This window comes from Sulfurisphaera ohwakuensis (assembly GCF_009729055.1).
Classification (GTDB): Archaea; Thermoproteota; Thermoprotei_A; order Sulfolobales; family Sulfolobaceae; genus Sulfurisphaera; species Sulfurisphaera ohwakuensis.
The window spans coordinates 1,666,584-1,692,061 of record NZ_CP045484.1; the positions used below are offsets into that span (position 1 = coordinate 1,666,584).

A 25,478-nucleotide genomic window follows, 5' to 3' on the forward strand; every position below is an offset into this window, starting at 1 on the left:
TGTTAATTACATTGTGTTATATCTTGACTGGTAATGATTTTTAGTCTGTGGAACTTCTTCTTATGTCATGGTCAAAATTTTTTATAGTTACTAAAGGCTTTGAATATCGTTCATAAGAAACATATACAAAAGTTTAAAAACTTTAAAATATACATACTCCTATGGCAATTAGAACTGGAGAGCAATATTTAGATTCTATAAAAATTAGAAATAAGGCTGAAATTTACGTAATGGGAAAAGAAGTAAAGGATGTAACCACTCATCCCTTCTTGAAACCTTCTGTAATGGCATTTAAGGCAACATTTGATGCTGCTTGGGAAGAAGACACAAAAGAATTAGCCAGAGCATGGAGTCCCTTCATAAATGAAGAAGTGAATAGATTTAATCATATACACAGGTCACCAGAGGATTTAGCTGCTAAAGTAAAGTTGTTAAGAAAATTAAGCCATAAGACCGGTGCATGTTTCCAAAGATGTGTAGGATGGGATGCTCTAAATACCTTATGGATTATGACGAATATAATGGCTCAAAAAGGTAAAAAAGAGTATAAGGATAGATTTGTCGAATACTTAAGTTACGTCCAAAAGAAGGATTTAGCATTAGCTGGTGCTATGACAGATGCAAAAGGTGTAAGAACATTAAAACCACATCAACAGCCAAATAAGAACGCTTATGTTAGAATTGAGGAAGTTACAAAAGACGGTATTTATGTTTCTGGCGCAAAGGCAAATATTACTGGTGTAGCTGCAACAGAAGAAATAGTGGTTTTACCCACTAGGGCTATGGGGCCAGAAGATAAAGATTATGCTGTTGCTTTTTCAATACCTACAGATACTGAGGGTATAAAGATTATTGTTGGTAGACAATTAAATGATGCTAGAAGATTAGAGGGTGGTGACATAGATGCTTTACCGTACTTCTATAACCACGAGGGTTTAGTAATCTTTGACCATGTTTTTGTACCAATGGATAGAGTATTCTTAATGGGAGAATACGAGTTTACTTCACAATTAGTTGAAGTATTCTCAGCATATCATAGACAAGGATATGGTGGTTGCAAGGCTGGTTTAGGAGATGTAATTATTGGTGCCTCAATGAATTTAGCAAAACAATTAGGAGTGGAAAAAGCTTCACATGTACAAGAAAAACTAACGGAAATGATATTCTTAACTGAGACCATGTATTCTGCAGGAATTGCAGCTAGTTTAAATGCAGTTAAGGTTTGCGATAATTGTTGGTGGGTTAATCCTATGCACGCTAATGTTACAAAACATCTAGTAGCTAGATTCCCAGCACAAATTTCTCAGCTCTCTATCGATATTGCTGGTGGGATAATAGGAACTGCGCCAAGTGAGTGGGATTTGAAGAATCCTAAATTAAGAGAATATATTGCCAAATACTTACAAGGTGTCGAGGGTTATACAGCTGAAGATAGATTAAGAATGGTCAGATTACTGGAAAACGTTAGCCTAGGTGTTGCATTCCAAATTGAATCTGTACACGGTGCAGGAAGTCCAGCAGCACAAAGAATAATGTTTAGCAGACTTTATGACTTAAACTATGCTGAGGAAGTTGCAAAGAGGTTAGCTGGGAAGAAGACTGATTTACAGTGGAAACCTAAAGCAGAGCCTTGGAGAGAAAGTGAGACAGAAAAATTAGTAAAAAGTTAATTTTTTATCTCTCACTCTAATATCCCCTTTTGTGTTCCTGAGAAAAACTAGTGGTCTTATAAAGGAACTTAACTCGCTTGACATTACATTACTTAATTTATCCTTTATGGGAGCGATAGCCGGTCTCAACTATCCATTATTTGTAGCTTCAACAATACCTAACGCAAGTTGGCTACTTTCAGTTCTACTAGGAGCTTTATTTACATTGCCTCTTGTTATAAATTATTATTTAATATCTGTAGAATATAGTAGGGCTTCAGCTGACTATATATTTGTATCTAGAAATTTAAACGGTTTCGGAGGAGTATTAATGGCTGTTTCACTTTTTATGAGCTTTGTAATGGGATTTCCGGTACTAAGTATGTTAGAGGTCATTTACGTAGTTGTACCAGGATTACAAAGTATTGGTTATGTGACAAACAATCAAGGGTTAATTAACTTAGGAAATGAAATACTAAGTACTCCGACGTTTTTGTTCGTTCTTACATTATTTTTTACCCTGGTTACTCTTGTCCTCTCATTGTCAGTGAAAGTATATTTTAAAGCCATAAGGTACTTAACATTTGCAGAAATTATAAGCACAATTTTAGTTATTTTCTCGTTATTTCACTTCCATGAATTTTATAGAGATCCTAAAATCAACTTACCACAAACATTAGCTTTAACGCAAATAATGATTCTCAGCTACTTCGCATTTATTAACGCTCCAGCTTACTTTGCCAGTGAAGTTAAGAAGCCTAGAAAGGGAATGCGTTACGGCTATTTTCTAAGTTGGTTTCTCAATTTGCTCTTCAGTATACTCATTGTGATCTCTGTGGAAATGACTATAGGTAAAAGCATGTATTTGCAGATTGAAAGTAATGGATGGAACTATCCAATAATACCGAATAGTTTAATATCCTTTGCAACAATTTCGTTTCCAAACAAATTAGTAGTCATTTTGATTGTCATTACTTCTCTTAGCTGGTATTTATTATATGCAATGCAAAATTTTGTCATGTCCTCAAGACTTTTATTTTCTATGTCGTTTGACAGAATACTTCCAGCATTTTTTGCTGATGTATGGAAAGGGACACCACTAAAATCACTAATTTTCTCATTTGCAATATCTTTAATTTTCTCATGGATAGAGGTTTATGAAGGCTATTCTGTAAGCTTTGCAATAGATGGAATATGGTTTATCTTATGGAGTTATCTTATTGTCAGTATTGCTTCTATAAGAAAATACAGAATTATTGGAATACTATCTTCAGTTAGTATGTTATTTACCGTAATATATACTCTATATTTCGGTTTTTCAAATCCATCCTTTGGAAATATAATATTTACCGGTAATGAGGTATTTGATTTACTTACTATTTTAATACCTCCAGTTACGGCTGTAATTGTTTATCTAGTATCGAAGGAATATAGGAAAAGAGAGGGAATAAGAATAGAAGACATATTCAAAGAGATTCCGCCAGAGTGAGAAATGAGGAGATCAGATACAGCATGTAACTTACAACTCTTATATCAAAACTTGTTATAAGTCCGAGAAGAAAGAGTATTGCTATAATTTTTAACTTACTATTTTGTGTTAAGTTTGAGAGTCTGAAGTTACCTAAAACTAGGGCAGTTAGTATTCCAATATCAACGAATAGTGCACCAATTAGTACTAGAGTTAAACCCAGAAGATGAACTACAGATATTGAGGATGCGGGAATTCCTATAAGTATTCCTAGATAACCTAAAAGCATTAAATATGCACCAGCATATGGTATTTTAAACTCTTGTCTAGATGTGAGTTTCTTGAATACTCTTCTTAAAAAATAGGCTGAAATAAATGCTAAGATTAGTCCTATAATACTGATAACTTCATAATTTAAATAGAGAGTTATGATTGATAACATAGAATAAATAGAGTAAAAGATAGAAAAATATTTCAAATCCATTCTCATTACCTATTACAAACTCTCATGAAACAATACAAATACCCTACCAGCATTGATGATAATGCTAGTGATATTTCAAATCCATAAAGCATCACTCTAGTAAATTCATCGTTTTGTGTAAGCAAATAGCCTAAGCCCGAAAATCCAGCTATAGCTATTGAAACAATATTACTTGTTGCTATAAATTTAGGGAATAAAAGTCCAGTTCTCGAAGCCAAAATATAAAGATAATATCCTAGTCCTCCAGAGGCTAAAGCAAAGATAATATGAAAAATTAGCACTTCTTCTGACATATAATAATTCTTTATAATGCCATTATCAAGTAGTGCCCTTAATAATCCTAAAGTGAAAGTCGCAAATAGGACTACTATACTAACAATTGAGTATCTATAAATTAATTTGGGATTCGTTCTCTTTCACCTCCTCTTCCTCACAACATATTCTATTCCCAAAAGGTATATCTCCTAACTTTAACTTCAATGACATAGAAGCTTCTAATAATGATCTCTGAATACTTTCTAATATTTTATACCATGCTAAATTAGGATTGTCATCTCTAATTTTAATTCCCAATTCATAAGCTATTTGCTTTAATCCTTGGACACAAGATAAAATAACTGAGCAATTTCCGCAGATATATGTTGTGTCATTCATGTCAAAATAAATTAGCTGTTTTTTATTAGTTATATATATTATTCCGTCTTTTAGAACTATTCCCCCTTTATCGTTAAGAGCATAAGGAATAACCACTTTAAATGATATAGCGTTATCTAGTAAAAGTCCCATTTTCCTAAGCTTATCAACTATAAAATAAAAATAACTTTTACTGATTTCACCGTCTCTTTTATCACTACTTAAAACTCTTACATAAACCTCATCTCTTAACCTCGAGAAGATTTCATCTTTAAGCAAAATCACATCATTTGATATTATGGGTCTTGTAACATTAATAACTCTTAATAAACACATACGTAAAGATATCTATTTAAGGGTTTATATTCCTAAATTTAAAAATATGTCGTATTAATGATTAACAATGTTAACCATTTATGAGATAAAGTTAAATAATTAAATCATTTTGAGAACAAAAGTAGAATTAGATAATCAGTCCAACGATTAACATTTTTGAGTTGAACTACTTAACTTATTAAATGTGGTAAAATGAGTGTAAAACCTTCTACCAAATTAACCATAAGTATTGCTCTCTCAGTTCTTCTACTAGGAGTATTATTAGCAGTAACCAATACTCCTATGGCACAAACATCTCCGGACATACCAGTATACAAAGTTGTTGGTACAGCCGATTTATCTAATCCTGGCTCAGCATCTTATTGGTCAAAAATCCCATGGATTAACATTTCCCTAACAGCAAACATTCCTCAGGCACCAACTTCTGGTTTAACACATTATGTTTTAGTTAAGGCTGCTTGGAATGGATCGTGGATATTTGTATTAGTAAAATGGTACGCTCCTAACCCAGCATTTGGTGCTTGGTCAGCAGCTGCAGGTGCACTTTATCCTCCAGCTTCTGGCCCAGGATTATTTAGACAAATAATGCTTACACCAGGAACCACATATACTATAGAAAAGAATTATACAAATTACATAGCCGTTGTAAATGGAAAGACATATCAGGGTAGGCTAGTTCTTAACTATTCTGGTATACTTTTACCTACTCCTAATGGAACACAAATAACTGTCTTATCTAATGGTTCAATTGTCTTATGGCACTCCTTGAGACCAATGGAGGAATTATTATACAGTGATGGTATGTTTTATGGCTATTATACTAATTCAACATGGTATTATCCAGATAGAGTTGCTATGATGTGGTATATGGGTAGTGTAATACCACCAAGTAAGGACGGTATGAATATAGGTGGTAAATACCCCGGGCAAACATTCGATGGGGTTACTTTTAAAGATGCTGGAGGTTCTTTAGCTCAACCAGGAGGTGCAGCTAATATTTGGATGTGGGTATCGGGAGCTACATGGAATAATTCCACTTACGATCCAGCATTTAAAGCGAATCTATGGCAGAATGAGTCTTTAACAGGTTTACCATATGTTGATCCTGGAAATCATGGATTTGCTGTACCCCTTTACTCAAATAATACTAATATGTATGAGGTTGATTGTGCTGGAATATGGTATACACCAGTAGCATCTAAAGGATTAAATGGTTCACTATTCTTCATATGGACTGGTGCTACATGGAGTAATGGGTATTGGACTGTAGAGTTTGCTAGACCACTAGCTGTACCACCAAATTATGCCAATTGGATGCCTAATATAACAGTTGGGAAAACCTATTATGTTGCCTTCGCAGTATGGCAGGGTAAATTAGGAGAGACCTTATTTGATAAGTCTATAACATCCTCGTTCTTAACATTACAGTTAGTAACCACTCCACCAACTACGACTACTACAACTACTACTTCAGTCTCATCTACATCTACATCAGCTGCAATTCCTTCAACTACAGTAGATGTTACTGTAGTAGGTGCAGTTATAGCTATTTTAGCTTTAGTAGTATTATATGTGGTGTACAGAAGATGAAAATTCTATCCTTCCTTGAGAAAGATATAAAATATTTTTTTGTAATTTTAGGCATTTCTGGGTTTCTTCAATTCATGTTTTCTGAAGCTTTTATTTTTCCTTCAGCCTTACCTATTCATATCCCTGCTGAAATGTTTCTTCTCAGAACAGGTGCAGTTTCTTTTTACATCTTTTTCATTTCCCTCATTCTAGTCTCATTTCTTTTGTCTAACAAAGTGAAAGCTCTTCTACCTTTATCAATACTACTTATAATATCCCCTATTTTAGCGTATTTAAACGTCAACTATACATATTATTACGGTATTGAAATATTTGTAATAATAATAGCTATTACAGCATTGATCGAAGCTACTGTCAAAAGTAGTATAAAAGTAGTACTTCTCATTCCATCTGGAATACTAGTAGGACTAGGGTTAATAGCATCGTTTTTCATTACCTTTTATCATACTACCCTCTACGTAAGTTATTTAGATTTTCTCATTTTTTCTGCAGTTACATTTTTAGTCTATACTATACTATGGAGGAGGATAACTAGTAAAAGGAGTATTATTGCTTATATTGTGGGCTTAATGAGCATGTATCCGTTTATTATGTTCGCTCATGAGATTATAACAAATAAGTATATACAAATCCTAATGGAAATGATACTTCCTTCAGCCCTCGGTATAACTATTTATAATCCTTCTCACTTACTCTATTTAGTTTACTTCTTAGGAATAATTACGTTTTCCATCATTTCTATCATTATTAAAGGTAATGGTTCTGCAGGAATTGGTTATTTTATGCTAATATCCAATGTGTTTTTTGGGATATATGGCTATCTTTTGCTAATGTACATGTTAGTTCCTACTATTGGTTATGTTCTCATGTGTTATAATGAGATGAAAGAAGAAAGTATTATTAAATATTTATCACAAAAATTAAAAGTAAAAAATCAATAATAAATTAAACTCTTTTTTAATTTAATATCTTTAGTCCAACGGCAAAAAGTTATATGATATAATGCTCACTTTTTATTGTGATAAAAAATGATAAAGATAAGATTAGGAGATAAAGACGAAAAGGCTGTGCTTAATTATTCAGATCTTGTCTTTATAAAGAGATTGTTAGCTAAAATGAGAGATCCTAAGACTAGATTCGATAGCAAAGAATTTGTTTCCAAGGGAGAGGACTATTTATTTAACTATGTAAATAAAAACGTAGGTAATGTTGATGAAAAAAGGAGAAAATTCCTTAAAGGTTTAATCTTTGGGATAGCTGCTGCAACAGTAGCTGCAATCATCCCTGGAGTAGAAGTTATAGTTCCTCCTCAAGTAGCAGCTGTTTCTGGTTTTCCTAAATCTCTCCTTGTAGATTCATCTGGAAATCCAATTAAAGCTTCTGAAATACCAGTAAACAGTCCTTATATTGTTCTCTTTGAATACCCTATGACCGGGGAACCGAACTTCCTATTGAATCTAGGAGATTCGTCTGGCAAACCAGTAGAAATACCTCCAACAAAAGTTGTTGTTCCACAGACTGGAGATACTTATGACTTTCCTGGAGGAGTAGGTCCAAATAAATCAATCGTAGCTTATAGTGCAATATGCCAGCACCTTGGTTGCACTCCACCATATATACACTTTTATCCACCACAATATGTTAGTCCTTCACAATTAACTGCACCAGAACCAGATCAATTAACTGCCCAAGCATTATTAGCTGCTAAACAAGCTAAAGTGCCAGCAATAATCCATTGTGATTGTCACGGTTCTACATATGATCCTTATCGTGGTGCTGCTGTTTTAACTGGTCCTACACAGAGACCATTACCTACTGTTGTATTAGAGTGGGATTCTAGTACAGACTATCTTTATGCTGTAGGATCTATAGGAGTTGCGGTTTATCCAGAAGGAGCTAACGGCGTACCGTCATCTAATCCAAAAGTTGATTTAGATAATAGTTTTGGGTCTCCAGTGGGTAGCAAGACGACTGTTCAAAATACTCAAAATCCTTTTAGCGGAAGTTAATTTTTTCCTCTTTTTATTATTTTCTTATTTAATTTTTGATAAATAGTGAAGTATCTTCATCATTTCTTAAAAATCAGTCCAACGCTTAATCCTTTTTTAATATCTTTCTAATTTAATCATATGAGTGATAGAGTCTCAAATTGGTTTAAGGAAAGACTGGGATTAGATGATTTACCATTTTTCAGAACACCAGACTATATGTATAAAGTCAATTTCTGGCTAGGAGCACTAGTAGCTTCAGCATTTATCTATACTGTAATATCCGGTTTAATACTACTTCTCTATTATAATCCTGACCAAGGATATGAGTCCACATTATTCATCATAGATAAAGTTCCTTATGGATCTGTAGCCCTCTATAGCCACTTATATGGCGCTTATGCAATGATAATTTTAGCTTATGTTCATATGTTTAGAAATTACTTCGCTGGAGCGTACAAAAGACCTAGAGAGTTACTATGGATAATTGGAGTTATTATGTTAGTTCTAACATTAGGTACTTCTTTCCTTGGATATAGCTTAATCGGTGATGCATTGGCTACTAGTGCTGTAGATGTAGGTGCTGGAATAGTTTCTTCAGTTCCTGGATTATCGGGATTATTACCAGTATTATTTGGAAATTACGATGCTGGTCAGTACGGTAGAGTATTAGCATTACATATAATTTTTGCTGCACTTATTGGAGTGCTATTTGTATTTCACTTCTTCCTAGCCGAGCACTACGGAATGATGCCGTCAAGGAAGGAAAAACCAAAAGCCCCTGCAGTATATACAAAGGAGGAATGGATGAAATTTAACCCATGGTGGCCAAGGAATTTTGTTTATATGATGTCATTAGTCTTCCTAACTTGGGGCTTTATACTAGTTATTCCAAATGCACTATCATATTTAAGTGGATTACCACAGCAATTAAATCCATTCTTAAATCCAAAGCCTGCTCCTCCACCAAATTCTCCAGCTGCTGCACATATAACAACTTATCCACCATGGTTCTTCCTATTCCTATATAAGATGGCTGATTTCACTAACAACGTATTATTATTCCTACTATTTAGCTCAATAATACCCCTAGTTTACCTAATAATTGTGCCATTCCTAGATAGAAGCGCAGAACTGCATCCTCTAAAAAGGAAAGTATTCACTGGTATAGGAATACTAATGATTGTGTATTTAATTCAAAATACTATTTGGGGTGATCTAACCCCTGGAGTACCAATACCATTTAAGCAACAAGTTATAGCATTCTTACCTCCAGCAGTAATAGTTGCTATAGGAATGTATTTCTTACCATCACCAAAAACAGAGACAAATGCTTCTTCACCATCATTAACTCAATCTACAAGTATTACTAAAATGATGACGCAAAACTTACCTAATTTGCCTATAAAAGCTGTAGGAAAAGTAGAAGTTGCCTCTGAAACTAAAAAGAAATTTGCTGAGATTTTGATATCAATACTCTTTATTATGGCAGTAATATTAGCGGCACAAATATGGACAATACCTTCAACTGGTCCAGCCTCTAATCTATTTGGTATCGACTTAGGATTGATATTTATAATGCTAGGTGAGGCAATATCCTTGTATCATTACGTAGTATATAAGAAATAAAATATTTTTTATTAGTTTTTCCCAAAATTTATATTGGGGGTGTTTTGTTTTGATTAGTGTTGGTTTTTATTATAGGGTTAAGAGGGGTTTTGAGAATGAGTTTGAGAGGAAGTTTGGTGAGGTTGTTTCTTTTTTGTCTAATTTTAAGGGTTTTAGGGGTGCTAGGCTTTATAGGAGTGTTGATGATCCTTCTGAGTATTTGATTTATAGTGAGTGGGAGGATTTGGAGTCTTATAAGAATTTTATCAACAGTACTGCTTATAGGGAGACTGTTGAGTATGGTAGGAGTATTATTGAGGGTAGACCAACACACAAAGTATTCCAACAAGTAAACACATAAAAAAGTAAAGATATTATTTTTTTATTTTAACTCCAAAAAGTTTTTAAGTATAGAGTTTAAACTATATTTGATGACATATGAAAATTACAATAGGTGAGATAATTGCTATATTATTAATTTTAGCAGGATTATCTTTAGGGTTTTTATCAGCTACTCCAACAACTTCTACACATTTATCATTAATTTCGCCATCTGCGGTTTCTAAATACTTAGGAAACTCCTGGACAATTAACTATGAATATATTGGTAGTGGTTACTATTCTAAGATACCCCAATTGCAAATTTATAAGAATGCTGAATTAGTATATGAAAACCTAACTGACAGTTTAGGTGATGAATTGATAATAATATACGCTTATCCATATCATGGTACTAATACTCTTTACGTTCACGGATATACAGTCTTGTTTACAACAAATAAAGGAAACGGATATTTAATGATTAGCTATATAGGAAATTCCACATCAGTAAGTGTAACACAGATAGAGGCATTAGCTAACTATATCTTCAACGTTGAATAATTTTTAAGCATTGAAAAGAAAGATTTTTTATGGTAAATTATTTTCCCTACCTCTTAAATTATCTTAACTCATCTGAATTTTTCCCAGTAGATCAAATAATACCAGAGCTTAGACCATTATACTCATTTATCTTAGCATATAAATTTTCTTGTCAAGGAAATCTTCAACAAGCATCATTTTTGCTTCAAAGTGCTAGAGATTCCCCATTTATTAACCCTTATTCGTTAAAACAGCATCAGCTACATAATCCACAATGCTATGATAAGCTTTTCTTAGCCGTAAACTCATTCTATCTTCCTAACGATCCTTGGAGAAATGCCTTATCAGCAATAATACTTGAAACTAAAGGGTATATTACCCCTAATTCTAGCTTTATAACGGAAGGAATCTCAAACGCTTTACAATTGATTAATAAGACAATATCTCTTTCCCCTCATGTAATTTATAAGCTTTATAAAGCATTTATCTCTAGGGATTTCGATAATAAGCACTTACAGCTTGTTAAGGATTACTTTAAAGAAATAGAACCCCATTTCCTAAATTACTATCAAGCTCTCTTTGATTTATCTTTTTACCACCTTTCCTTTCTAAAATATACTGATTACTCTCCAGTAGTTGCTACTATAACAAATTTCATTTCTTTTGGTGAAGTTGATTTATTATCAGAAGGGGTAAAAAAGATATCTTCTCATCTTACCCAAACACCACTAGCGTTTACAGATCTATATTTTGCCTCTAGGGATTTGGGTATTTTAGTTAGTGAAATAATTTCTTCTCCGAGTTTTAATTTAGAGCAAGTTGATCACGTTAGAGATTTAAGCTTAGAGGCTTTATCTCATGCTATGAAAGAATTAGAGAAACATGGAAGAGAAAGGTATGCTATCTCTATAAAGGTAATGATTAATAGAATAGCTGGTAAAAAGACAGATGAACTTTTAAAATACTTTAATTTAATGAAAGAAATACAAGATGTTGCATATAAGGATTACATTTACTTCCTTTACCAAGGTGCCAGTAGTAAGGTTAAAGAGGAGTTATGCAACTTACCAGAATTAAAAGAATCTTGTAAAAATCTTAAACAAGGACAGATTTTATAATTATAAATTCTAAAAACCTATAAGAGAAAATTTATTAGTTACCGAACTAAGTAAGCATTGCAATGAATATCAAGCTTGTACTTTTAGTACTTACATTAGGAACACTAATGGCTGCAGTTGATACTACAATAGTTCTTTTAGCCTTACCTACGATAACTGTAGACCTAAATACAGACTTACTTACATCAATCTGGGTATTATTAGCTTACCTCTTGGTTTTAGCAATACTAACTACTCAGACTGGTAGGCTAGGTGATATTCTAGGAAGAAGTAAAATCTATAACTTGGGCTTTATATTATTTACCCTAGCATCTGCATTAGCTGGTGCTTCAGCAAATATTTACGAATTAATTGCATTTAGAGTTATTCAGGCTATTGGGGGTGCAATGTTAACTGCTAATAGTAATGCCATAATTGCCGATATTTTCCCTCCTCAAGAAAGAGGAAGAGCTTATGGGATAACTTCATTAGGATGGAATATTGGAGCTCTGCTTGGAATAGTATTAGGAGGAATTTTAACTACATTCTTTGGATGGAGGTTCATATTCTACATTAATGTTCCTATTGGAATAATAGCTGTAATAATAGGTTTAAGAAATATTAAAGATATAAATAAAGTTAAATCATCCTTAGATATAACTGGAGCTTTAATTCTCGGAATCTCATTAACTTTCATATCACTTTCAGTTATGTTCATGGCTGCTAACGGTATGAGTATGCAATATCTTCTTGAGTTACTTGTGGGAGTCCTACTAGTGCCACTGTTTATTTATAACGAGATAAAGGTTAAAATGCCTATGATAAACATCTCAGTATTTAAAATAAGATTGTTATCCTTCTCTCTCATTTCCAGCTTTCTGCAGGGTGTTGGTGCATTAGCCTTAACATTTCTATTAATAATGTATTTACAAGGTGTCAGAGGTTTATCACCGTTAGATTCCTCTCTTCTGTTAACACCTAGTTATATTATAGCTAGTGTGCTAGCTCCAATAATGGGTAGAAGAGCTGATAAAGGTTCACCAGGTTTGATTGCTGGGATAGGGTTGATATTCATATTTATCTCCTTACTCCTTTACTATCTCCTGTTAACACCAACAACACCACTGTATGACATTTTATGGATTTCAGCAATAACTGGTATTGGTTCAGCAATGTTTTGGCCATCAAATGCAGCAGCAATAATGTATTATGCGCCTAAGCAATACTATGGTTCGGTTTCTGGTATTTCTAGGACTTTAGGAAGCATAGGTACTGTCTTAAGTTATGTTATGAGCATTTCAATAGCTACTTTAGTTATTCCTAGATATGTTGCGTTTGAAATCTTATTAGGTACAAACGCATTAGATCCGAAAACTGGTGCAGATTTTGTTCAAGGCTTACACTTTGCTTTCCTAGTTTCTGCTGTAATAATTATTATTGCGTCAATATTCTCAATGGCTAGTGGGATAAAAAGAAAATTAAGTTCTTAGAATTTTTATCTCATATATTCAATCGTTTGAAGATAATATATCCTCCTAGGACAGGTAATATTATCCACAACAGTTGGCTAATTACTGAAACCCCTAAATTAACTCCCTTTGGGAAATGAAGGTATAACATGTAATATGAGATTAATGAGCTAACGGATGAAGGGTTAATGTAGTAGCTTAGTACATTATTTAATGACGGATATAAAAGGCTAATAACGGATATTGCTATATCTACAATAAAATATAATGCTATTGAGATTCCTAAACCAGCAGTTGGAGATGTAAGAGAGTAAAATAAGTAGCTAATTGAATACCATACTAATACGATCGTAAAAGTATAGATAAACATGTAATAAGCAATAAAAGATGGTATAAAGTGTAATAATGAATACGACGTTATTGAAATTGCTAAGCTAAACAGTAAGCTTGCTACTAACGTAGATATGACACCAGAAAAGTATCTTGTAAAATAGAGCTGTCCTCTTGTTATTGGCCTAGAAAGTATAAAGTCTAATCCTCTATCTTTCAACTTTCCAAACATTACGTATGCAACGTAAATAAAGATTATAATAAATGCAAACGAGAATAATCCCATAGCTCCTAGCATAGGGGTTACTATCTCGAATTCTATCTCTGGTTCTAAAGGCATACCTGTTCCACTTAACGAGACATTAGGAACACCGACATAAATATAAAAGGTATGTGAAGGTATCTGAATTACATCATCTTTTATTCCGTTAACAGATAAGTTGATCGTTTTAATCACAGAATTATTAAGATTTCTGAATTCTACAGAAAAATTTCCAATGCCAGCAAATATAAAGTGTGCTGTAGTGCTATTGTAACCAGCTATAACATAGAATACCAGAAAGAAAGGCTGAGAAGCGTATGCAATGCTTGAGTAATCGACTAGTTTGCTTATATTTGCAAAAATTATAGTATTAATAAACGGATTTTCAATTTGGTTACTAGTTTGTACGCTAGATCCGAAAGAATTAAATCCTACAGAAATATGATTAATATTTACATGTAATATTACCTTTTCTTCTCCATTATAATTAGCTGTGATTGACGATGGGAAAGTAGAAGTATCTACTACAATATATCCAGATGAGTTAGTTACATAGGTATTATTATTTATCTTTATAGCCACTCCCGATAATGGATTACCATCAGTATCAAAGGCAAATCCTATAATATGATATACTCCACTAGCCTGATTTTGACTAACGGTAACTATTACGTTATAATTGTATAGTTCTGCAGGATATATATTGAGAGAATGATATGCCTCGTAAATTATTCCTACTCCACCAACAACAAAGAGTATTAAGAAAATTAATACAGAAAGTCTTAAAAATGTTCTTCTAAAATCATAAAGTAGCGGATTTACCATATATTTTACATGTTGTTATTAGATTTTAAATTTAATGCTTATATTGAAGAATTTTAACGACTCAACACCATATTCACTTTCTAAAAACTTTTTATATTTAGAAGTAATATGTAACTTAATGATTAGAATAGTAAATCTCTATAAGAAGTATGGCGATTTCTTAGCTCTTAAAGGAGTTTCCTTTGATGTAAATAATGGAGAAGTTGTAGGCTTTGTTGGACTAAACGGGGCTGGTAAAACGACTACAATAAAAATTTCAGCTGGTGTAAATTTTCCCACATCGGGTGATGTGGAGATTGATGGATATAGTATTACTAAAGATAAAAGGAAAGCAAGTAGAAACGTTGGTTGGGTTCCAGAACTGCCTAATTTTGAGCCAGATGTAAAAGCTTTGGATTACTTTGTCTATTTAGCTGGCTATTATGGTATTTCCTCTCAAGAAGCTAAAAACCTGGGCAAAAAGCTTTTAGAAGAGGTTGGTCTCTCAGAATGGATGAACGTAAAGATTGGTAAGTTTTCTCAAGGAATGAAGAAGAGGTTCGCCTTAGCTGTTTCATTAGCTGGTAATCCTAATAACTTTCTATTTGATGAAGTTTTAAATGGCTTAGATCCTGCAGGGATGCAATTCTTTAAAGATTTAGCAATAAAAATGAAAAATGAAGGGAGAGCTATACTTTTCTCTTCTCATATTTTATCTGAGGTTGAAAACATAGCAGATAGAGTAGTGTTTATTCATAAAGGTAAGATAATTGGAATTAAAAAGATGGAAGACTTAAGGAAAATGGTTTCAACAAACATTGTAAAAGCAGTGGTAAACAATTACAACGAAGCACTAAAGGTTGCTGAAAAATATGGTAAACCGGCTATAGTGAATGGACAAATAATTATATCTGATTTTAAGGGCGATATCTCTGAACTATCGAGTGAACTGAAACCTTATGGTTTAATAGAAATTGGTTATGAAAGACAAAATCTTGAAAGTGTTTTCTTCCAATTAATTTCTGAGAGTGAAAAAAGTGAAAGCCGTTGATGCGATTAATGAACTTTTTGCCAATTATCGACTCATTATCCTTACTTTAATTATAGCGATAATTGGTGCTATAGTAGTGGGTATTATTTCTTTACTTTTAGGACTAGGTGTATCTATTTCCTCAATCTTTGGAATCTCTTCCCCATACGGAGTAGTTGTAAAACTGATACTTTCTGTCATAGTAAGCATATTTTACATATTTGCTTTAGCAATTTCAATTTACTCATACAAGAGATATTGGGATATCTCTAGAGCTTTTTCCAGTATAGGTATATTTTTCTCCGATGCAATAATAGCTGGAATAGCATTAGGTCTTGTAAACTTTATCTTCTCTTACATTCCAGTAGTGGGAATATTAATATCAGCATTAGTATTTACTGGTCTTGCGTTAAGTTTCTCCGTTTCCGAAAGAGGTAAAAAAATTGTTGACTCGATGAACGAAGGTTTTTCAGCAATATCTAGTTTAATAAGAATAGATGCTGTCTCTCTTCTCATCTTGTATATAGCGGCAATACTCTCTTTTATTCCTATTTTAAATATAGTCGCAATACCTTATGTTGCGGTATTATCGTCTCTTTTAACTAAGTAATTTACTTAATTTCTCATAGAGTTCAGCGTTTTTGCTTTTTACAACTTCTTCATTTATCTTTTTTAACATAGAAATAATTTCAGATGAATTAGCTAATTCATGTCTTCCTAGGGGGGATTCGACATAAGCTTTTCCGTTTTTAATTACTATTTGTATTTTACCTAATTGAGAACCTATAGCAACTTCATAAGAAATTTCCTCAGCAATTCTTATCTCATCTTGGGAAACATTGACAACAATCCAACTACCTTGATAGCAAAAACCAATACCGTCTTTCCTTACCTCAACTCTTTGAAATGACATAATTTATTTTATTTTCCCAGAGGTTAATATATTTATCATGACCAAATCAATAATAAAAATTGATGACAAAATCTTGATAGAAATAAATAAGAAAGGGATAAATGCGATACTTGTCAACGGAGAAATAAAAGTAGGGGATTATGATGGTGTAGAATTTAAAGAAACAAAAATGAAGCATGAGGAATTTGTAAAGGAAATAGTTGATAAAGTAAAAGAATTTCTTTTGAAGTGTAACTTCATTCAGTCTATTGTTATGTCTGATATGTATTACATAAAATTTTATCTCGGTGAAAGAGAAGTTATTGCGTTTATCTCAGAAGATGGAAAAATTACACTAAACGTTGAAGTAGAGTTAAACGAAGATTTAAAGGAAAAATTACTTTTGTGCGTAGATGAATTTAAAAAATTATTAAAAATCTCTTGAAGGTTTTCTCTTTAAGTTTTTTAGTAATTATGATGAAAAATTGTATATGAAAAAATGTCCTAGATGTGGTTATGAAAATCCAGATAATGCGGAATTTTGTGAGAAGTGTCATTATCCGCTCTTTGAAATAAGAAGTTTATCAATCACTGAAGTCACTGAAACTAAAGAAAGATTGAAAATTGTAGTGTTTTATTATCTCTTATTTGCATCAATATTTTATATAATTAGTATAGTAGGCTTTTCTATTTTTCCTCAATATATGAGTATTATAAACGCAATAGCTACTATTCTTCTCTCATTAGCAATATACGGGTCTAAAGCTAAATGGTATTATTATTTTGCTAATTTATCATCATTAGGCCTATTTCTTATATCAAAACAACCTTTAGTTGGATATGTTATATTTTCTCTCAGTGGTATTATTATTTCCGATTATATAAGAGTAATTTATAACATAGAGAAAGATGAAATTTTTAGAATATCATTTCTTATTCTTACCATAGGTTATTTAGGAGGTTTATTATTTACAATACTTTATAACATGATTATAGCTGGCTATCTTGTTGCTGTAATGGAGAGTGCAAAAAGAATAATGGAAAAAGGGAAGGCAAAAAATAATTTACCTTCTTCTAAGGACTAAAACTAAGCCTATTACAATCAATATCACTGCTATTATTATACCTATAATCAAAACTGTATTTGTTGATGACGAGGTTGTTGTAGAGAGTGGGGGTATTAGTTGAGATGTTGTTGCAGTTGAAGGTGTTTGACTAGTTGTTGATGTTGAAGTTGACTGCTGTGTAGTTGATGTTGAAGTAGTTGTAGCAACTGTACTTGGTTGTTGGTTATATACTACATAGTATACATTTGAGGGATCATCAAATACTATAAGCTTTCCGTTAGCAATAAAGTAATTTGAGGAATTTAATTCTATAAGTTCTCCATTCACTAATTTGTAAACTGTAACTTCACTATTGTTAGTGAGAAGACTAACGTTAAATAATATATACTGTGATGATGAATTGACTATAACTTCTTGTGCTACATAAGCTTTACCCTGAATTTTTACTGTAGTATTACTAACATTTTCTGGTTTAACAGTTGTCACATTTGCAGTAACATTAGACTTGGTAACTACAACAAATTTAGCTGAGTTATTTAGGTAAATAAGTACTAAAACTCCAGCTTCATTATTTACAGAAACCACATGGGTAAAGTTTACGTAAGCTGTAGAAGAAACCTTACCGTGACTATTAGCAACAATTATAATTTCATTTCCGTTTACATATGTTTTCCCTACAAATTCACCATGAACTACAGTGACTCCTTGAACTTCAACTATTTTAATTTCAGAAAACTCGAAGTTAGTACTGTGTTTTATGGGTCCTAGACCAAATGAATTAGTTCCGTTAACATTAACCATATGAACATACCCAACTACGGTACCATTAACACCATAAAATTCTATGGTTTCTTCACTAAATTGTAACTTACCACCACCCATCAATCCTCCAGCAAAACCGTATCCCATCCCTTTCCAAACTAGTGCTGGCGTCAATGAACCATTAAAATATGCCTCTGTAACTATATATCCAGACTCATTGCTCCATGATGTACCGTTATAATTTACACTCATAAAGAGTGGAGAATACCTCTTGGGAATTTGTGTTTGAATCGAAAGTTCTCCACTGGTAGTTGAAGAGATTGCGAAGCCCATTGAAAGTAAGCTTAAGCTAATGTCCTTAGTTAATGTAGTATTAGTCTTAATACCTAAAGTTACGTTAACAATAGAAGTACCGTTTGCGAATTGTAGGAGTAATGTTCCAGTACCGTTAACATATGCTAATGTATTAATTGTAATAGAGCTATTTTCAACCCCAGCCCACACTAGCTCTGATTGTCCAGCACTATATACTATTACTCTAATCAAGTTAGGAACGTTTGTGTAAAGTGAAAGAGAATTGTTTGTATATATGCTAACTTTAACTTTACCAGTATAGTTGCTTATAGAGTTGAAAGTTAGTAGATATACAGATTTATTATAAGTGGCATGTAAAGCTTGATTATTTCCAGATATCGTATTATTATACATAACTGATGTGACAGTATATAGTACACTGTTAGAATTTAACAAGAAGTTTTTTACACCACCACTGCTATATACACTATCATATCGTGTATAGTAAACATGAATTGTCTGATTATTTGAGGCTAAAGGTATAATTGAAAAAATTGGTAAAATTAACACTATTAGTAGAGCATATATTACCTTTTTCATCACAGTAAAGAAAAACGTTTCGACTATATAAGTTTAATACGAACAAGCAAAATGGATTTTAGTAAAATTCAATTTATTTACTTTGTTCCACTCTTTTTACTAAAGAGATTTTGAGGATTGCTGGATAAATTATAGTTCTAACTATGAAAGTATCTAGAATTGCAGCCAAAGCTATTGCTAAACCAAGTTCTTGAATAGATTTAATGGGATTTATAGCTAATGCACCGAACGAAAAGGCTAAAATTACACCTAACGCAGTTATAGTATTGGCTGAAATAGATAATCCCTTTACTATTGGATCTTTTTCGCCATTCTCAATTTCCTCTTTCACTCTAGAAAGAATAAATATACTATAATCATTTCCTAAACCCATCATTAATACGTAAACTGCTATAGGAATCAAGAATAGTATTCCTACATTTGGAGAAACCCTAAACCCTAAATACACTATAGCTAAAGCGGATACTATAGTTAGTATTATACTTAATGAAACACCAATACCTATCCTAATTGAACGTATGAAAATTGCTACTATTATTGCTAAAACTACGGGTAATAGAAGCATTAATGTATAGTAGTAAGGAAATAAATAATCCATGAAAGCTAGATAATCTGCAGTAGTTCCCCCAACATAGCCAGTTTCAGTTAAACTTTGAATTTCCTTCACTAGGTTGTAAGCTTGTATACTATCATACTTGTAAGAGGGTATTATAGTAACGAGTAATGTCCTATTGTTATTTCCAACATTTGCTTTAAACATACTAAGAACTGATGGTGTTATTGTGCCGTTAAAGTTTAGTGGTACTGGACCAAAGACTTCCTCAACACCATTTAACTTACTAACCTCAGCCTCAAATTTCCCTACTTGGATTAAATCTTGTAGCGTTATAGGGTGAGAATAGTTAAATACTACAAGAACAGGGTTTAGGTAATTTTCTCCAAAAGCCCTATTAATTACGTTTAATCCTTGTACAGCTGGTGTATTAGGTAAGTACGATTGGAAATTCAAGTTTAAAGGGGTTGAAAATACATAGAAGCCTGCTATTAAACCAATGACTAAAGCAATTACAAACACTATTACCGGTTTAGATGTTGACAGTTTAGCAACTTTTTCAAACCTTGGTTTTACCTTAAATTCTTTTGAAGGCCAGAACACCTTTTTCCCTAAAGCTCCGTAGATTATTGGTAATAAAGTTACAGCAATTCCTACAGCAAACGGTACTGAAAGACCGATTATTAATCCCCATTGTCCAGCAAACGGAATAAAAGTCATTGAAAGAAAGACTATAGTTACTGTTGTCCCACTTATCAAAATCGCTTTTCCAGACGTTTTCACAGAAATTTCCATGGCCTTCCATTTATCAACTCCTTTACTTAGTTCTTCTCTAAAACGTGAAAGTAAGAATATACTATAATCAGTTCCTACACCCATGATTACGGCTATCATAGGTTCTATTACTTGGAAGTCTATTTGCTGTTTTGTTACTAAACTCACTAGGGTTACCATAGCTAAACCGGAAATGATCGAAAGGCTTATAGTAATTAAGGTTATTATAGGTGCTAAAATGCTTCTGAAGTAGATAGCTGTTACGACAAGTAGGAAAGCGAAAATTAAGATAAATGTAATTGCATCATACTCATTCTGTAATTGAGAAAGCTCAGCAAATACTGGTGTTTCACCAGTAACGTAAAATGTTCCGTTAAAAACTTCCTTAACACTTTCCTTTACCTGTGGTACAATTTGCTCATCAATAAATGTTCCATTAGGATAAACTGCAGTAGCTGAATATTTTGTGTAAATAAGAATAACATCTGTGTGGTTCTTAGAATAAACTGCAAGTAGTGAGGAGGGAGGATTTAAAAGTCTGAAGAAAGCTTTAGGGTCCGATTCTAATGCATTATTAACACTTTTGAACAGTAGAAGGGAAGATACTTGCGGTGAAATGTTTAAAACTTTTGCAGTAGCAATTGGTAGTTGCTTCTCTACGTACTCTGGCGTAACAAATCCTTGAGGATTGATAAATGCTAATGCTATTAACTGAGTTTTGTTTAAGGTCGAAATACCAACTTCAAATGCTAAAGTATAATTTTCAGTTTTCACGTAAGTATTAGCGAAGTTTTCATAAAACGAAGAATATGAAGATGGCATTCCTTTTTCAGCTTCACTTAAGGCTAGTGTTTCGTTATGTGTTTCGTTTAACAAGAACAGGAATTTTTCTGGAAAGATATAAAGTGCATATGCACTTTCGTTGAGTAATGATCCCGTTTCATTAACTACTTTCCCTAAAAAGTTCGCATAGCTTATGTAAACGTTAGGTACCCCACTTACATTAGTTATTAAGGGTATATTAAGTAGTTTTTGCTCTATTAAATAATCTTCATAAGGTGTGGAGTTAACTAAGACAATATCAATAGAGTTGTTACCGCTACCGGATGGGAAATATTTGCTAAGTAGGTTAGTTGCTATAAATGCTTTACTGTTTGACGGAAGTGTTACGTTTTCGTTGTAGGAAAGGTGTGCGAAAGATTGTGAGGCTAAATACATTGAGAAAAGAAGAATTAACACCCAAACTATTATTGTTACGATAAACTTTCTATTCATAATATAGGTTAAACAGATAAAATTAAAAACTCAACATTCTTTCTCTCTATTTAAACTAGCCATCTTAACAGACCTTCTTCATTCACTTTATCATATAAGTCCCAAATACTATTTGGTATTTCAATTTCCCTAGTTATAACACTTTTTATGAATATAAATTTGAATCCTCGTTTGCTTCTCACTATTTTTATTATAGAATGTGCAGTATGAGATCCAAATATTGAACCTTCTCTTTCTCTATCTAAAAAACTGAACAGAAACTTTCTCCCCTTCCCCTTTCTTATAGCTGCAACAATTCTAGTGTATTCCTTTTTGTGATGATAAGGATCAATTATTATAAGATCATCATCTCCCATAGATTCAATAGTTAGTGGTACGTCCTCAGCCTTAAATGCTCTTCTTATATAAACTTCCTCTTCATTAGAAAATATCCTTTGGAAACGTTTTACTAAATAAGGATCTAACCCTCCCCTTTCTGATACAACTACTACATAGACCGGAGAGGAAAGAGCAATTACCCTATGATAAAATATCCTTAGTAACTCTTCATCTGGAGAAAAGAACTCTACAATTTGATCCTTTTCTATTATTTCGTCTAAAAATGCAAAACCAGTTCTCAACATTTAATCGCCTTGGTTAAATCATCAAATATCCTTTCTAGGTATGCCTTATAGTAGTCAACATCTTTACCCTTAAATCCTTCCCTAGCATCATAAAAACCTTTTATTCCCCTAACATATGGAACGTCCTTGATCCAAATAACATAATCGGCTGGCTCACCGTTAATTACTCTTCTTTTATAATAGTCCAAAAGTTCCTTAATTTTCTTTACACTTGCTTTGACTTCATTACAGTCTTTAGTCTTTGAAAGAATTTCAAGGGAATCGTTTAGGAAGGACTTCACAATGTTAGGCATATTACTCCTTATGAGTCCTTTAGCGATAATCTCTCCATCCTCCCTATTTGCTATATATCTTGTTGGATAAGGCATATTATCTTTAGTGGTTGTAAAGATAACCCACTTAAACTTCTTGTAATCTAACTTTAAACCGGTTTCTTTTTCTACGGTTTCAACTAGTTTCGAAACGTCTCCCTTAACTATTAAAGAATCAATTATACCGTGAAGTACTTCAATTCCCAAACTTTCAGCTATCTCAATTGTTTTCCTTAACGTTTTTCTAGCAAAATAAGTAACCATCTCATACGCTTCTATCTTACCAAACTTAGAGTTCCTATACCCTAGATAGCCAAAAGAGGCCACTAAAATCCATTTTATTGCTTCTGCTCTCTCTTCATCAATTTTCTTTAGCTCTTCTTTTCTCCTTATAAGCCATTCTAAAGCTTCTGGCACAATACCCCTTTCTTTAAGACAAATTGAATGCAACTCTGTCTTTATGTCATCACAAGTGTCAACAGTTTCAGCGGATATGTTATATTTTATAATCAGAGAAGGATACATTGATTTAAAATCTATTTGGTAAACGTCCTCATAACAACCGGGTTTAGGGAATATAAACAAACCTCCCTTATCTGCTCTCATTATATCTTCTAATTTTCTTAATTTCTCTATTCTAGGAACAACATTTGGTATTATGATTTTCTTCTTTAAAGCTACCCACGCTTCATTCGTTGTTAACGCTTTTCCAATAGTTGCATAAGCAATTTCGTGCAATGGTGTTTTAGATACATAAGACCACTCAAGAAGTCCCTTTATAGATACTGGTGACCTTTTCATCTCTCCTTGAACCTTAACTTGAGCTTTAATCTTGTTACAAGGAAAACCATAACATTCTACAACATCAGCTTCAAAGTCATCTAAATCATAAACTCTTTCGCCATTTATTTCGTAACAATCTGTACACCCATCATACCATCTAAGGAATTTTACCGTAGCATAATTAACTTTCTCTACTCTATCTACTAAAGGAATTTTCAGTCTATACAGTGTTTGTGCTAGTACTGTTGGTATCTCGTTGACTACTTTTAACCTTTTCTTTATGTAATAGTAAGCGTTAAAGCTTTCGACCTCAAATCTGTAAAGCTCAACTTCTTTACCATCTAGGCTCTTCCATTTTTCTTTCTCATAGTATTTCACCTCAGGATGTTGAAGAACAATGTCTGGATTATCAGTTATTACATAGACTGGGAAAGTTGTCTTTACGAATTCAGTTCTAAAATCGTTTAGCAGAAGTTTTACTCCTCCTTTTGTTGGATAAGCGTCAAGTACAATTTCTTCCATTTTTCACACTCCTCCGCTAAAGCCCAAATAAATGTGAAATACACTAGATTATAGGGATCTACAAATTCGTCATAAGAAGCGCTTTGGATGTATCTAACTTTCTTTCTTACTTCCTCAAGAAGTGACTCTAATGAAGGGGAATGTAAACGTGAAATGATCTTTTCTACTGTTTCCAGCTCCTTATCTACAGCCCTAGTGTAAGAGGGTTGTGTTCTTCCCATGTGCTTTTTCTCTACATTATTCTAATTAAGGCTTTAGAGAGATAAGTGAAATTAATAGTTTAAACTTTTGAATAAAAATACAACGTGATTAATACCAAAAAATAGTATTATCAGTAAGGCCGGGTTATCGTCACCATTCTTATTCTGGCGGTCTCATCACTAAAATAATATTATTCTTACCGGCATTAAAACATATGGTGAAACTATTCCGTGTTGTTCATCTAACGCATAAGGTTTTACATTTTTTGACAAAGCCTCTATAGATAGAAGATCTTGGAAAGGAACAGCTATCTCTCTTATTCTTAACCCGACACCGTCTTTCTCAACAATTTTGGGTGTTATCCTTATACTATTTTCAATGATCTGGACAGATTCAACACCATATATGGTTATAACACCTTTGTTCTCATCTCTCATTTCTTCTAAACTCCAATCTCCACCTTTAATTTCTAACGTAAAGAAATCAGGTTCTGGCGGTATTCCTCTTGCATTGCCTGGATTTCCAAATCGTGAATAGAGCGTGCCTAAGTAATCTTGAACTACTCCATCACCTATCAATTCCTTCTTTTTAGTTAAAACTCCCTCATCATCAAAAACTGTAAATGCTGGTGAAATATCGTTAAGTGGGTTATCAAATATTGTCAAAGGAAATACTTTTTCATAAAGCTTTAGTTTAGGATAATTTCCGTTTAGTAAAGTCTTAACAGTATATGCTATTATAGTACCAAAAACCTCTGGAGATAAAATTACTCTAACTCTACCTCCGGTTTGATAGTCTCTGAGTATTCGCTTTACACTTCTTATCTCGTTCTGTAAATAGCTAACTAAACTATCTATGTACTGAACTTTACCTCCTACTTTTAGGTAGTCTTTTTCTACTAATGTGATGAATTTTATTTCTTTGCATTCTCCTACTCTCCTCTCAATTCTCTTTATAACTATTTTGTCTACATAAGGAATTAGTTTCTCAGCTTTATTTATAACCTCTTGATATACATCTTCTTTCTCCTCGTATGAAATACAAGGAGTAAAATTTTTACCTGGTTGAAAACTAATTTCTTTATTTTCAAGAATCCAGCCTTCTGGTGTCAGAGTCATTTCTGCTTTAATTTGAGAACTTTGTGAGTATTTTCCAGACCTTGTGATAATTAGGGAATCCTCCTTGGAATTAAAAAAGATTTGTACCATATAA

General features: G+C 32.9%; 25 protein-coding genes. 14 read left to right on the forward strand and 11 right to left on the reverse strand.

Features of this window, described 5'->3' with window-relative positions:
• Window positions 1-161: 161 nt before the first annotated feature.
• Both D1869_RS09305 and D1869_RS09310 read left to right on the forward strand, forming a co-directional pair.
• On the forward strand, window positions 162-1,670 hold the full coding sequence (locus D1869_RS09305) for a 4-hydroxyphenylacetate 3-hydroxylase family protein (RefSeq protein WP_010979718.1): 1,509 nt from the start codon (window positions 162-164) through the stop codon (window positions 1,668-1,670).
• 31 nt (window positions 1,671-1,701) lie between these two features.
• Window positions 1,702-3,138: a hypothetical protein gene (locus D1869_RS09310; protein WP_156014858.1), complete on the forward strand. Its 1,437-nt coding sequence runs from the start codon at window positions 1,702-1,704 to the stop codon at window positions 3,136-3,138.
• On the opposite strand, the gene D1869_RS09315 is transcribed toward D1869_RS09310, so the two are convergent.
• From D1869_RS09315 to D1869_RS09325, 3 genes are read right to left on the reverse strand one after another with little or no spacing between them, the layout of a single operon-like run.
• Window positions 3,116-3,601, reverse strand: coding sequence for a hypothetical protein (locus D1869_RS09315; protein ID WP_156014859.1), 486 nt, complete (start codon window positions 3,599-3,601; stop codon window positions 3,116-3,118). The genes D1869_RS09310 and D1869_RS09315 overlap by 23 nt on opposite strands.
• A 5-nt stretch (window positions 3,602-3,606) precedes the next feature.
• Entirely contained in the window at window positions 3,607-3,996 is a 390-nt protein-coding gene (locus D1869_RS09320; RefSeq protein ID WP_156014860.1) for a hypothetical protein, read from the reverse strand.
• Window positions 3,989-4,570: a hypothetical protein gene (locus D1869_RS09325; protein ID WP_156014861.1), complete on the reverse strand. Its 582-nt coding sequence runs from the start codon at window positions 4,568-4,570 to the stop codon at window positions 3,989-3,991. The genes D1869_RS09320 and D1869_RS09325 overlap by 8 nt, the downstream gene beginning before the upstream one ends.
• A gap of 192 nt (window positions 4,571-4,762) precedes the next feature.
• On the opposite strand from D1869_RS09325, the gene cbsA reads away from it, so the two are divergent.
• The 8 genes from cbsA to D1869_RS09365 all read left to right on the forward strand — a co-directional run bounded on the left by cbsA (window position 4,763) and on the right by D1869_RS09365 (window position 13,204).
• A complete protein-coding gene (cbsA, locus tag D1869_RS09330) occupies window positions 4,763-6,160 on the forward strand; it encodes a cytochrome b558/566 subunit A (RefSeq protein WP_156014862.1) in 1,398 nt (465 codons plus the stop codon).
• Complete coding sequence (cbsB, locus tag D1869_RS09335; protein WP_156014863.1) at window positions 6,157-7,101, forward strand: cytochrome b558/566 subunit B; 945 nt, start codon at window positions 6,157-6,159, stop codon at window positions 7,099-7,101. The genes cbsA and cbsB overlap by 4 nt, the downstream gene beginning before the upstream one ends.
• An 87-nt stretch (window positions 7,102-7,188) precedes the next feature.
• On the forward strand, window positions 7,189-8,169 hold the full coding sequence (soxL2, locus tag D1869_RS09340; protein ID WP_156014864.1) for a Rieske iron-sulfur protein SoxL2: 981 nt from the start codon (window positions 7,189-7,191) through the stop codon (window positions 8,167-8,169).
• A 120-nt stretch (window positions 8,170-8,289) separates the two neighbouring features.
• Window positions 8,290-9,777: a cytochrome b gene (locus D1869_RS09345; RefSeq protein WP_156014865.1), complete on the forward strand. Its 1,488-nt coding sequence runs from the start codon at window positions 8,290-8,292 to the stop codon at window positions 9,775-9,777.
• Between the two features lie 49 nt (window positions 9,778-9,826).
• Entirely contained in the window at window positions 9,827-10,117 is a 291-nt protein-coding gene (locus tag D1869_RS09350) for an antibiotic biosynthesis monooxygenase family protein (protein ID WP_156014866.1), read from the forward strand.
• A gap of 77 nt (window positions 10,118-10,194) precedes the next feature.
• A complete protein-coding gene (locus tag D1869_RS09355; RefSeq protein WP_156014867.1) occupies window positions 10,195-10,638 on the forward strand; it encodes a hypothetical protein in 444 nt (147 codons plus the stop codon).
• Between the two features lie 29 nt (window positions 10,639-10,667).
• The gene (locus D1869_RS09360) at window positions 10,668-11,735 is read left to right on the forward strand and encodes a hypothetical protein (protein WP_156014868.1); all 1,068 of its coding nucleotides are present in this window, start codon (window positions 10,668-10,670) and stop codon (window positions 11,733-11,735) included.
• Window positions 11,736-11,797: 62 nt separating this feature from the next.
• On the forward strand, window positions 11,798-13,204 hold the full coding sequence (locus D1869_RS09365; RefSeq protein WP_156014869.1) for an MFS transporter: 1,407 nt from the start codon (window positions 11,798-11,800) through the stop codon (window positions 13,202-13,204).
• 10 nt (window positions 13,205-13,214) lie between these two features.
• Here D1869_RS09365 and D1869_RS09370 read toward each other — a convergent pair whose 3' ends face one another.
• The gene (locus D1869_RS09370) at window positions 13,215-14,600 is read right to left on the reverse strand and encodes an ABC-2 transporter permease (protein ID WP_156014870.1); all 1,386 of its coding nucleotides are present in this window, start codon (window positions 14,598-14,600) and stop codon (window positions 13,215-13,217) included.
• A 118-nt stretch (window positions 14,601-14,718) separates the two neighbouring features.
• Here D1869_RS09370 and D1869_RS09375 point away from each other — a divergent pair, with 118 nt between their 5' ends.
• Window positions 14,719-15,630, forward strand: a complete 912-nt coding sequence (locus D1869_RS09375) for an ABC transporter ATP-binding protein (RefSeq protein ID WP_156014871.1) — start codon at window positions 14,719-14,721, stop codon at window positions 15,628-15,630.
• Window positions 15,617-16,219 carry a hypothetical protein gene (locus tag D1869_RS09380; RefSeq protein WP_156014872.1) on the forward strand — a complete coding sequence of 201 codons (603 nt, stop codon included), beginning with the start codon at window positions 15,617-15,619 and terminating at the stop codon, window positions 16,217-16,219. The genes D1869_RS09375 and D1869_RS09380 overlap by 14 nt, the downstream gene beginning before the upstream one ends.
• On the opposite strand, the gene D1869_RS09385 is transcribed toward D1869_RS09380, so the two are convergent.
• Window positions 16,208-16,522, reverse strand: coding sequence for a hypothetical protein (locus tag D1869_RS09385; RefSeq protein ID WP_156014873.1), 315 nt, complete (start codon window positions 16,520-16,522; stop codon window positions 16,208-16,210). The genes D1869_RS09380 and D1869_RS09385 overlap by 12 nt on opposite strands.
• A 37-nt stretch (window positions 16,523-16,559) precedes the next feature.
• Here D1869_RS09385 and D1869_RS09390 point away from each other — a divergent pair, with 37 nt between their 5' ends.
• A complete protein-coding gene (locus D1869_RS09390) occupies window positions 16,560-16,946 on the forward strand; it encodes a hypothetical protein (RefSeq protein ID WP_156014874.1) in 387 nt (128 codons plus the stop codon).
• A gap of 46 nt (window positions 16,947-16,992) precedes the next feature.
• Window positions 16,993-17,586 (forward strand): zinc ribbon domain-containing protein, encoded by a 594-nt coding sequence (locus D1869_RS09395; protein ID WP_156014875.1) that lies wholly within the window; start codon window positions 16,993-16,995, stop codon window positions 17,584-17,586.
• On the opposite strand, the gene D1869_RS09400 is transcribed toward D1869_RS09395, so the two are convergent.
• From D1869_RS09400 to D1869_RS09425, 6 genes are all read right to left on the reverse strand, one after another.
• The gene (locus D1869_RS09400) at window positions 17,566-19,224 is read right to left on the reverse strand and encodes a hypothetical protein (protein WP_156014876.1); all 1,659 of its coding nucleotides are present in this window, start codon (window positions 19,222-19,224) and stop codon (window positions 17,566-17,568) included. The two genes, D1869_RS09395 and D1869_RS09400, sit on opposite strands and share 21 nt — an antisense overlap.
• Window positions 19,225-19,297: 73 nt before the next feature.
• Window positions 19,298-21,826, reverse strand: a complete 2,529-nt coding sequence (locus D1869_RS09405) for an MMPL family transporter (RefSeq protein WP_156014877.1) — start codon at window positions 21,824-21,826, stop codon at window positions 19,298-19,300.
• 50 nt (window positions 21,827-21,876) lie between these two features.
• Window positions 21,877-22,449: a hypothetical protein gene (locus D1869_RS09410; protein ID WP_156014878.1), complete on the reverse strand. Its 573-nt coding sequence runs from the start codon at window positions 22,447-22,449 to the stop codon at window positions 21,877-21,879.
• The gene (locus D1869_RS09415) at window positions 22,443-24,065 is read right to left on the reverse strand and encodes a DNA polymerase domain-containing protein (RefSeq protein ID WP_156014879.1); all 1,623 of its coding nucleotides are present in this window, start codon (window positions 24,063-24,065) and stop codon (window positions 22,443-22,445) included. Before D1869_RS09415 ends, D1869_RS09410 begins: the two co-directional genes overlap by 7 nt.
• Window positions 24,020-24,286: a DNA polymerase II gene (locus D1869_RS09420; protein ID WP_156014880.1), complete on the reverse strand. Its 267-nt coding sequence runs from the start codon at window positions 24,284-24,286 to the stop codon at window positions 24,020-24,022. The genes D1869_RS09415 and D1869_RS09420 overlap by 46 nt, the downstream gene beginning before the upstream one ends.
• Window positions 24,287-24,445: 159 nt before the next feature.
• Complete coding sequence (locus D1869_RS09425; protein ID WP_156014881.1) at window positions 24,446-25,474, reverse strand: metallopeptidase TldD-related protein; 1,029 nt, start codon at window positions 25,472-25,474, stop codon at window positions 24,446-24,448.
• Window positions 25,475-25,478: the final 4 nt, after the last annotated feature.

Coding starts and splice junctions, on each gene's coding strand:
- D1869_RS09410 (WP_156014878.1), bottom strand. CDS start 22,449: ATGTTGAGAACTGGTTTTGCATTTTTAGACGAAATAATAGAAAAGGAT.
- D1869_RS09415 (WP_156014879.1), bottom strand. CDS start 24,065: ATGGAAGAAATTGTACTTGACGCTTATCCAACAAAAGGAGGAGTAAAA.
- D1869_RS09305 (WP_010979718.1), top strand. CDS start 162: ATGGCAATTAGAACTGGAGAGCAATATTTAGATTCTATAAAAATTAGA.
- D1869_RS09360 (WP_156014868.1), top strand. CDS start 10,668: ATGGTAAATTATTTTCCCTACCTCTTAAATTATCTTAACTCATCTGAA.
- D1869_RS09355 (WP_156014867.1), top strand. CDS start 10,195: ATGAAAATTACAATAGGTGAGATAATTGCTATATTATTAATTTTAGCA.
- D1869_RS09420 (WP_156014880.1), bottom strand. CDS start 24,286: ATGGGAAGAACACAACCCTCTTACACTAGGGCTGTAGATAAGGAGCTG.
- D1869_RS09375 (WP_156014871.1), top strand. CDS start 14,719: ATGATTAGAATAGTAAATCTCTATAAGAAGTATGGCGATTTCTTAGCT.
- D1869_RS09425 (WP_156014881.1), bottom strand. CDS start 25,474: ATGGTACAAATCTTTTTTAATTCCAAGGAGGATTCCCTAATTATCACA.
- D1869_RS09400 (WP_156014876.1), bottom strand. CDS start 19,224: ATGAAAAAGGTAATATATGCTCTACTAATAGTGTTAATTTTACCAATT.
- D1869_RS09390 (WP_156014874.1), top strand. CDS start 16,560: ATGACCAAATCAATAATAAAAATTGATGACAAAATCTTGATAGAAATA.
- cbsB (WP_156014863.1), top strand. CDS start 6,157: ATGAAAATTCTATCCTTCCTTGAGAAAGATATAAAATATTTTTTTGTA.
- D1869_RS09345 (WP_156014865.1), top strand. CDS start 8,290: ATGAGTGATAGAGTCTCAAATTGGTTTAAGGAAAGACTGGGATTAGAT.
- D1869_RS09385 (WP_156014873.1), bottom strand. CDS start 16,522: ATGTCATTTCAAAGAGTTGAGGTAAGGAAAGACGGTATTGGTTTTTGC.
- D1869_RS09365 (WP_156014869.1), top strand. CDS start 11,798: ATGAATATCAAGCTTGTACTTTTAGTACTTACATTAGGAACACTAATG.
- soxL2 (WP_156014864.1), top strand. CDS start 7,189: ATGATAAAGATAAGATTAGGAGATAAAGACGAAAAGGCTGTGCTTAAT.
- D1869_RS09395 (WP_156014875.1), top strand. CDS start 16,993: ATGAAAAAATGTCCTAGATGTGGTTATGAAAATCCAGATAATGCGGAA.
- D1869_RS09325 (WP_156014861.1), bottom strand. CDS start 4,570: ATGTGTTTATTAAGAGTTATTAATGTTACAAGACCCATAATATCAAAT.
- cbsA (WP_156014862.1), top strand. CDS start 4,763: ATGAGTGTAAAACCTTCTACCAAATTAACCATAAGTATTGCTCTCTCA.
- D1869_RS09370 (WP_156014870.1), bottom strand. CDS start 14,600: ATGGTAAATCCGCTACTTTATGATTTTAGAAGAACATTTTTAAGACTT.
- D1869_RS09315 (WP_156014859.1), bottom strand. CDS start 3,601: ATGGATTTGAAATATTTTTCTATCTTTTACTCTATTTATTCTATGTTA.
- D1869_RS09405 (WP_156014877.1), bottom strand. CDS start 21,826: ATGAATAGAAAGTTTATCGTAACAATAATAGTTTGGGTGTTAATTCTT.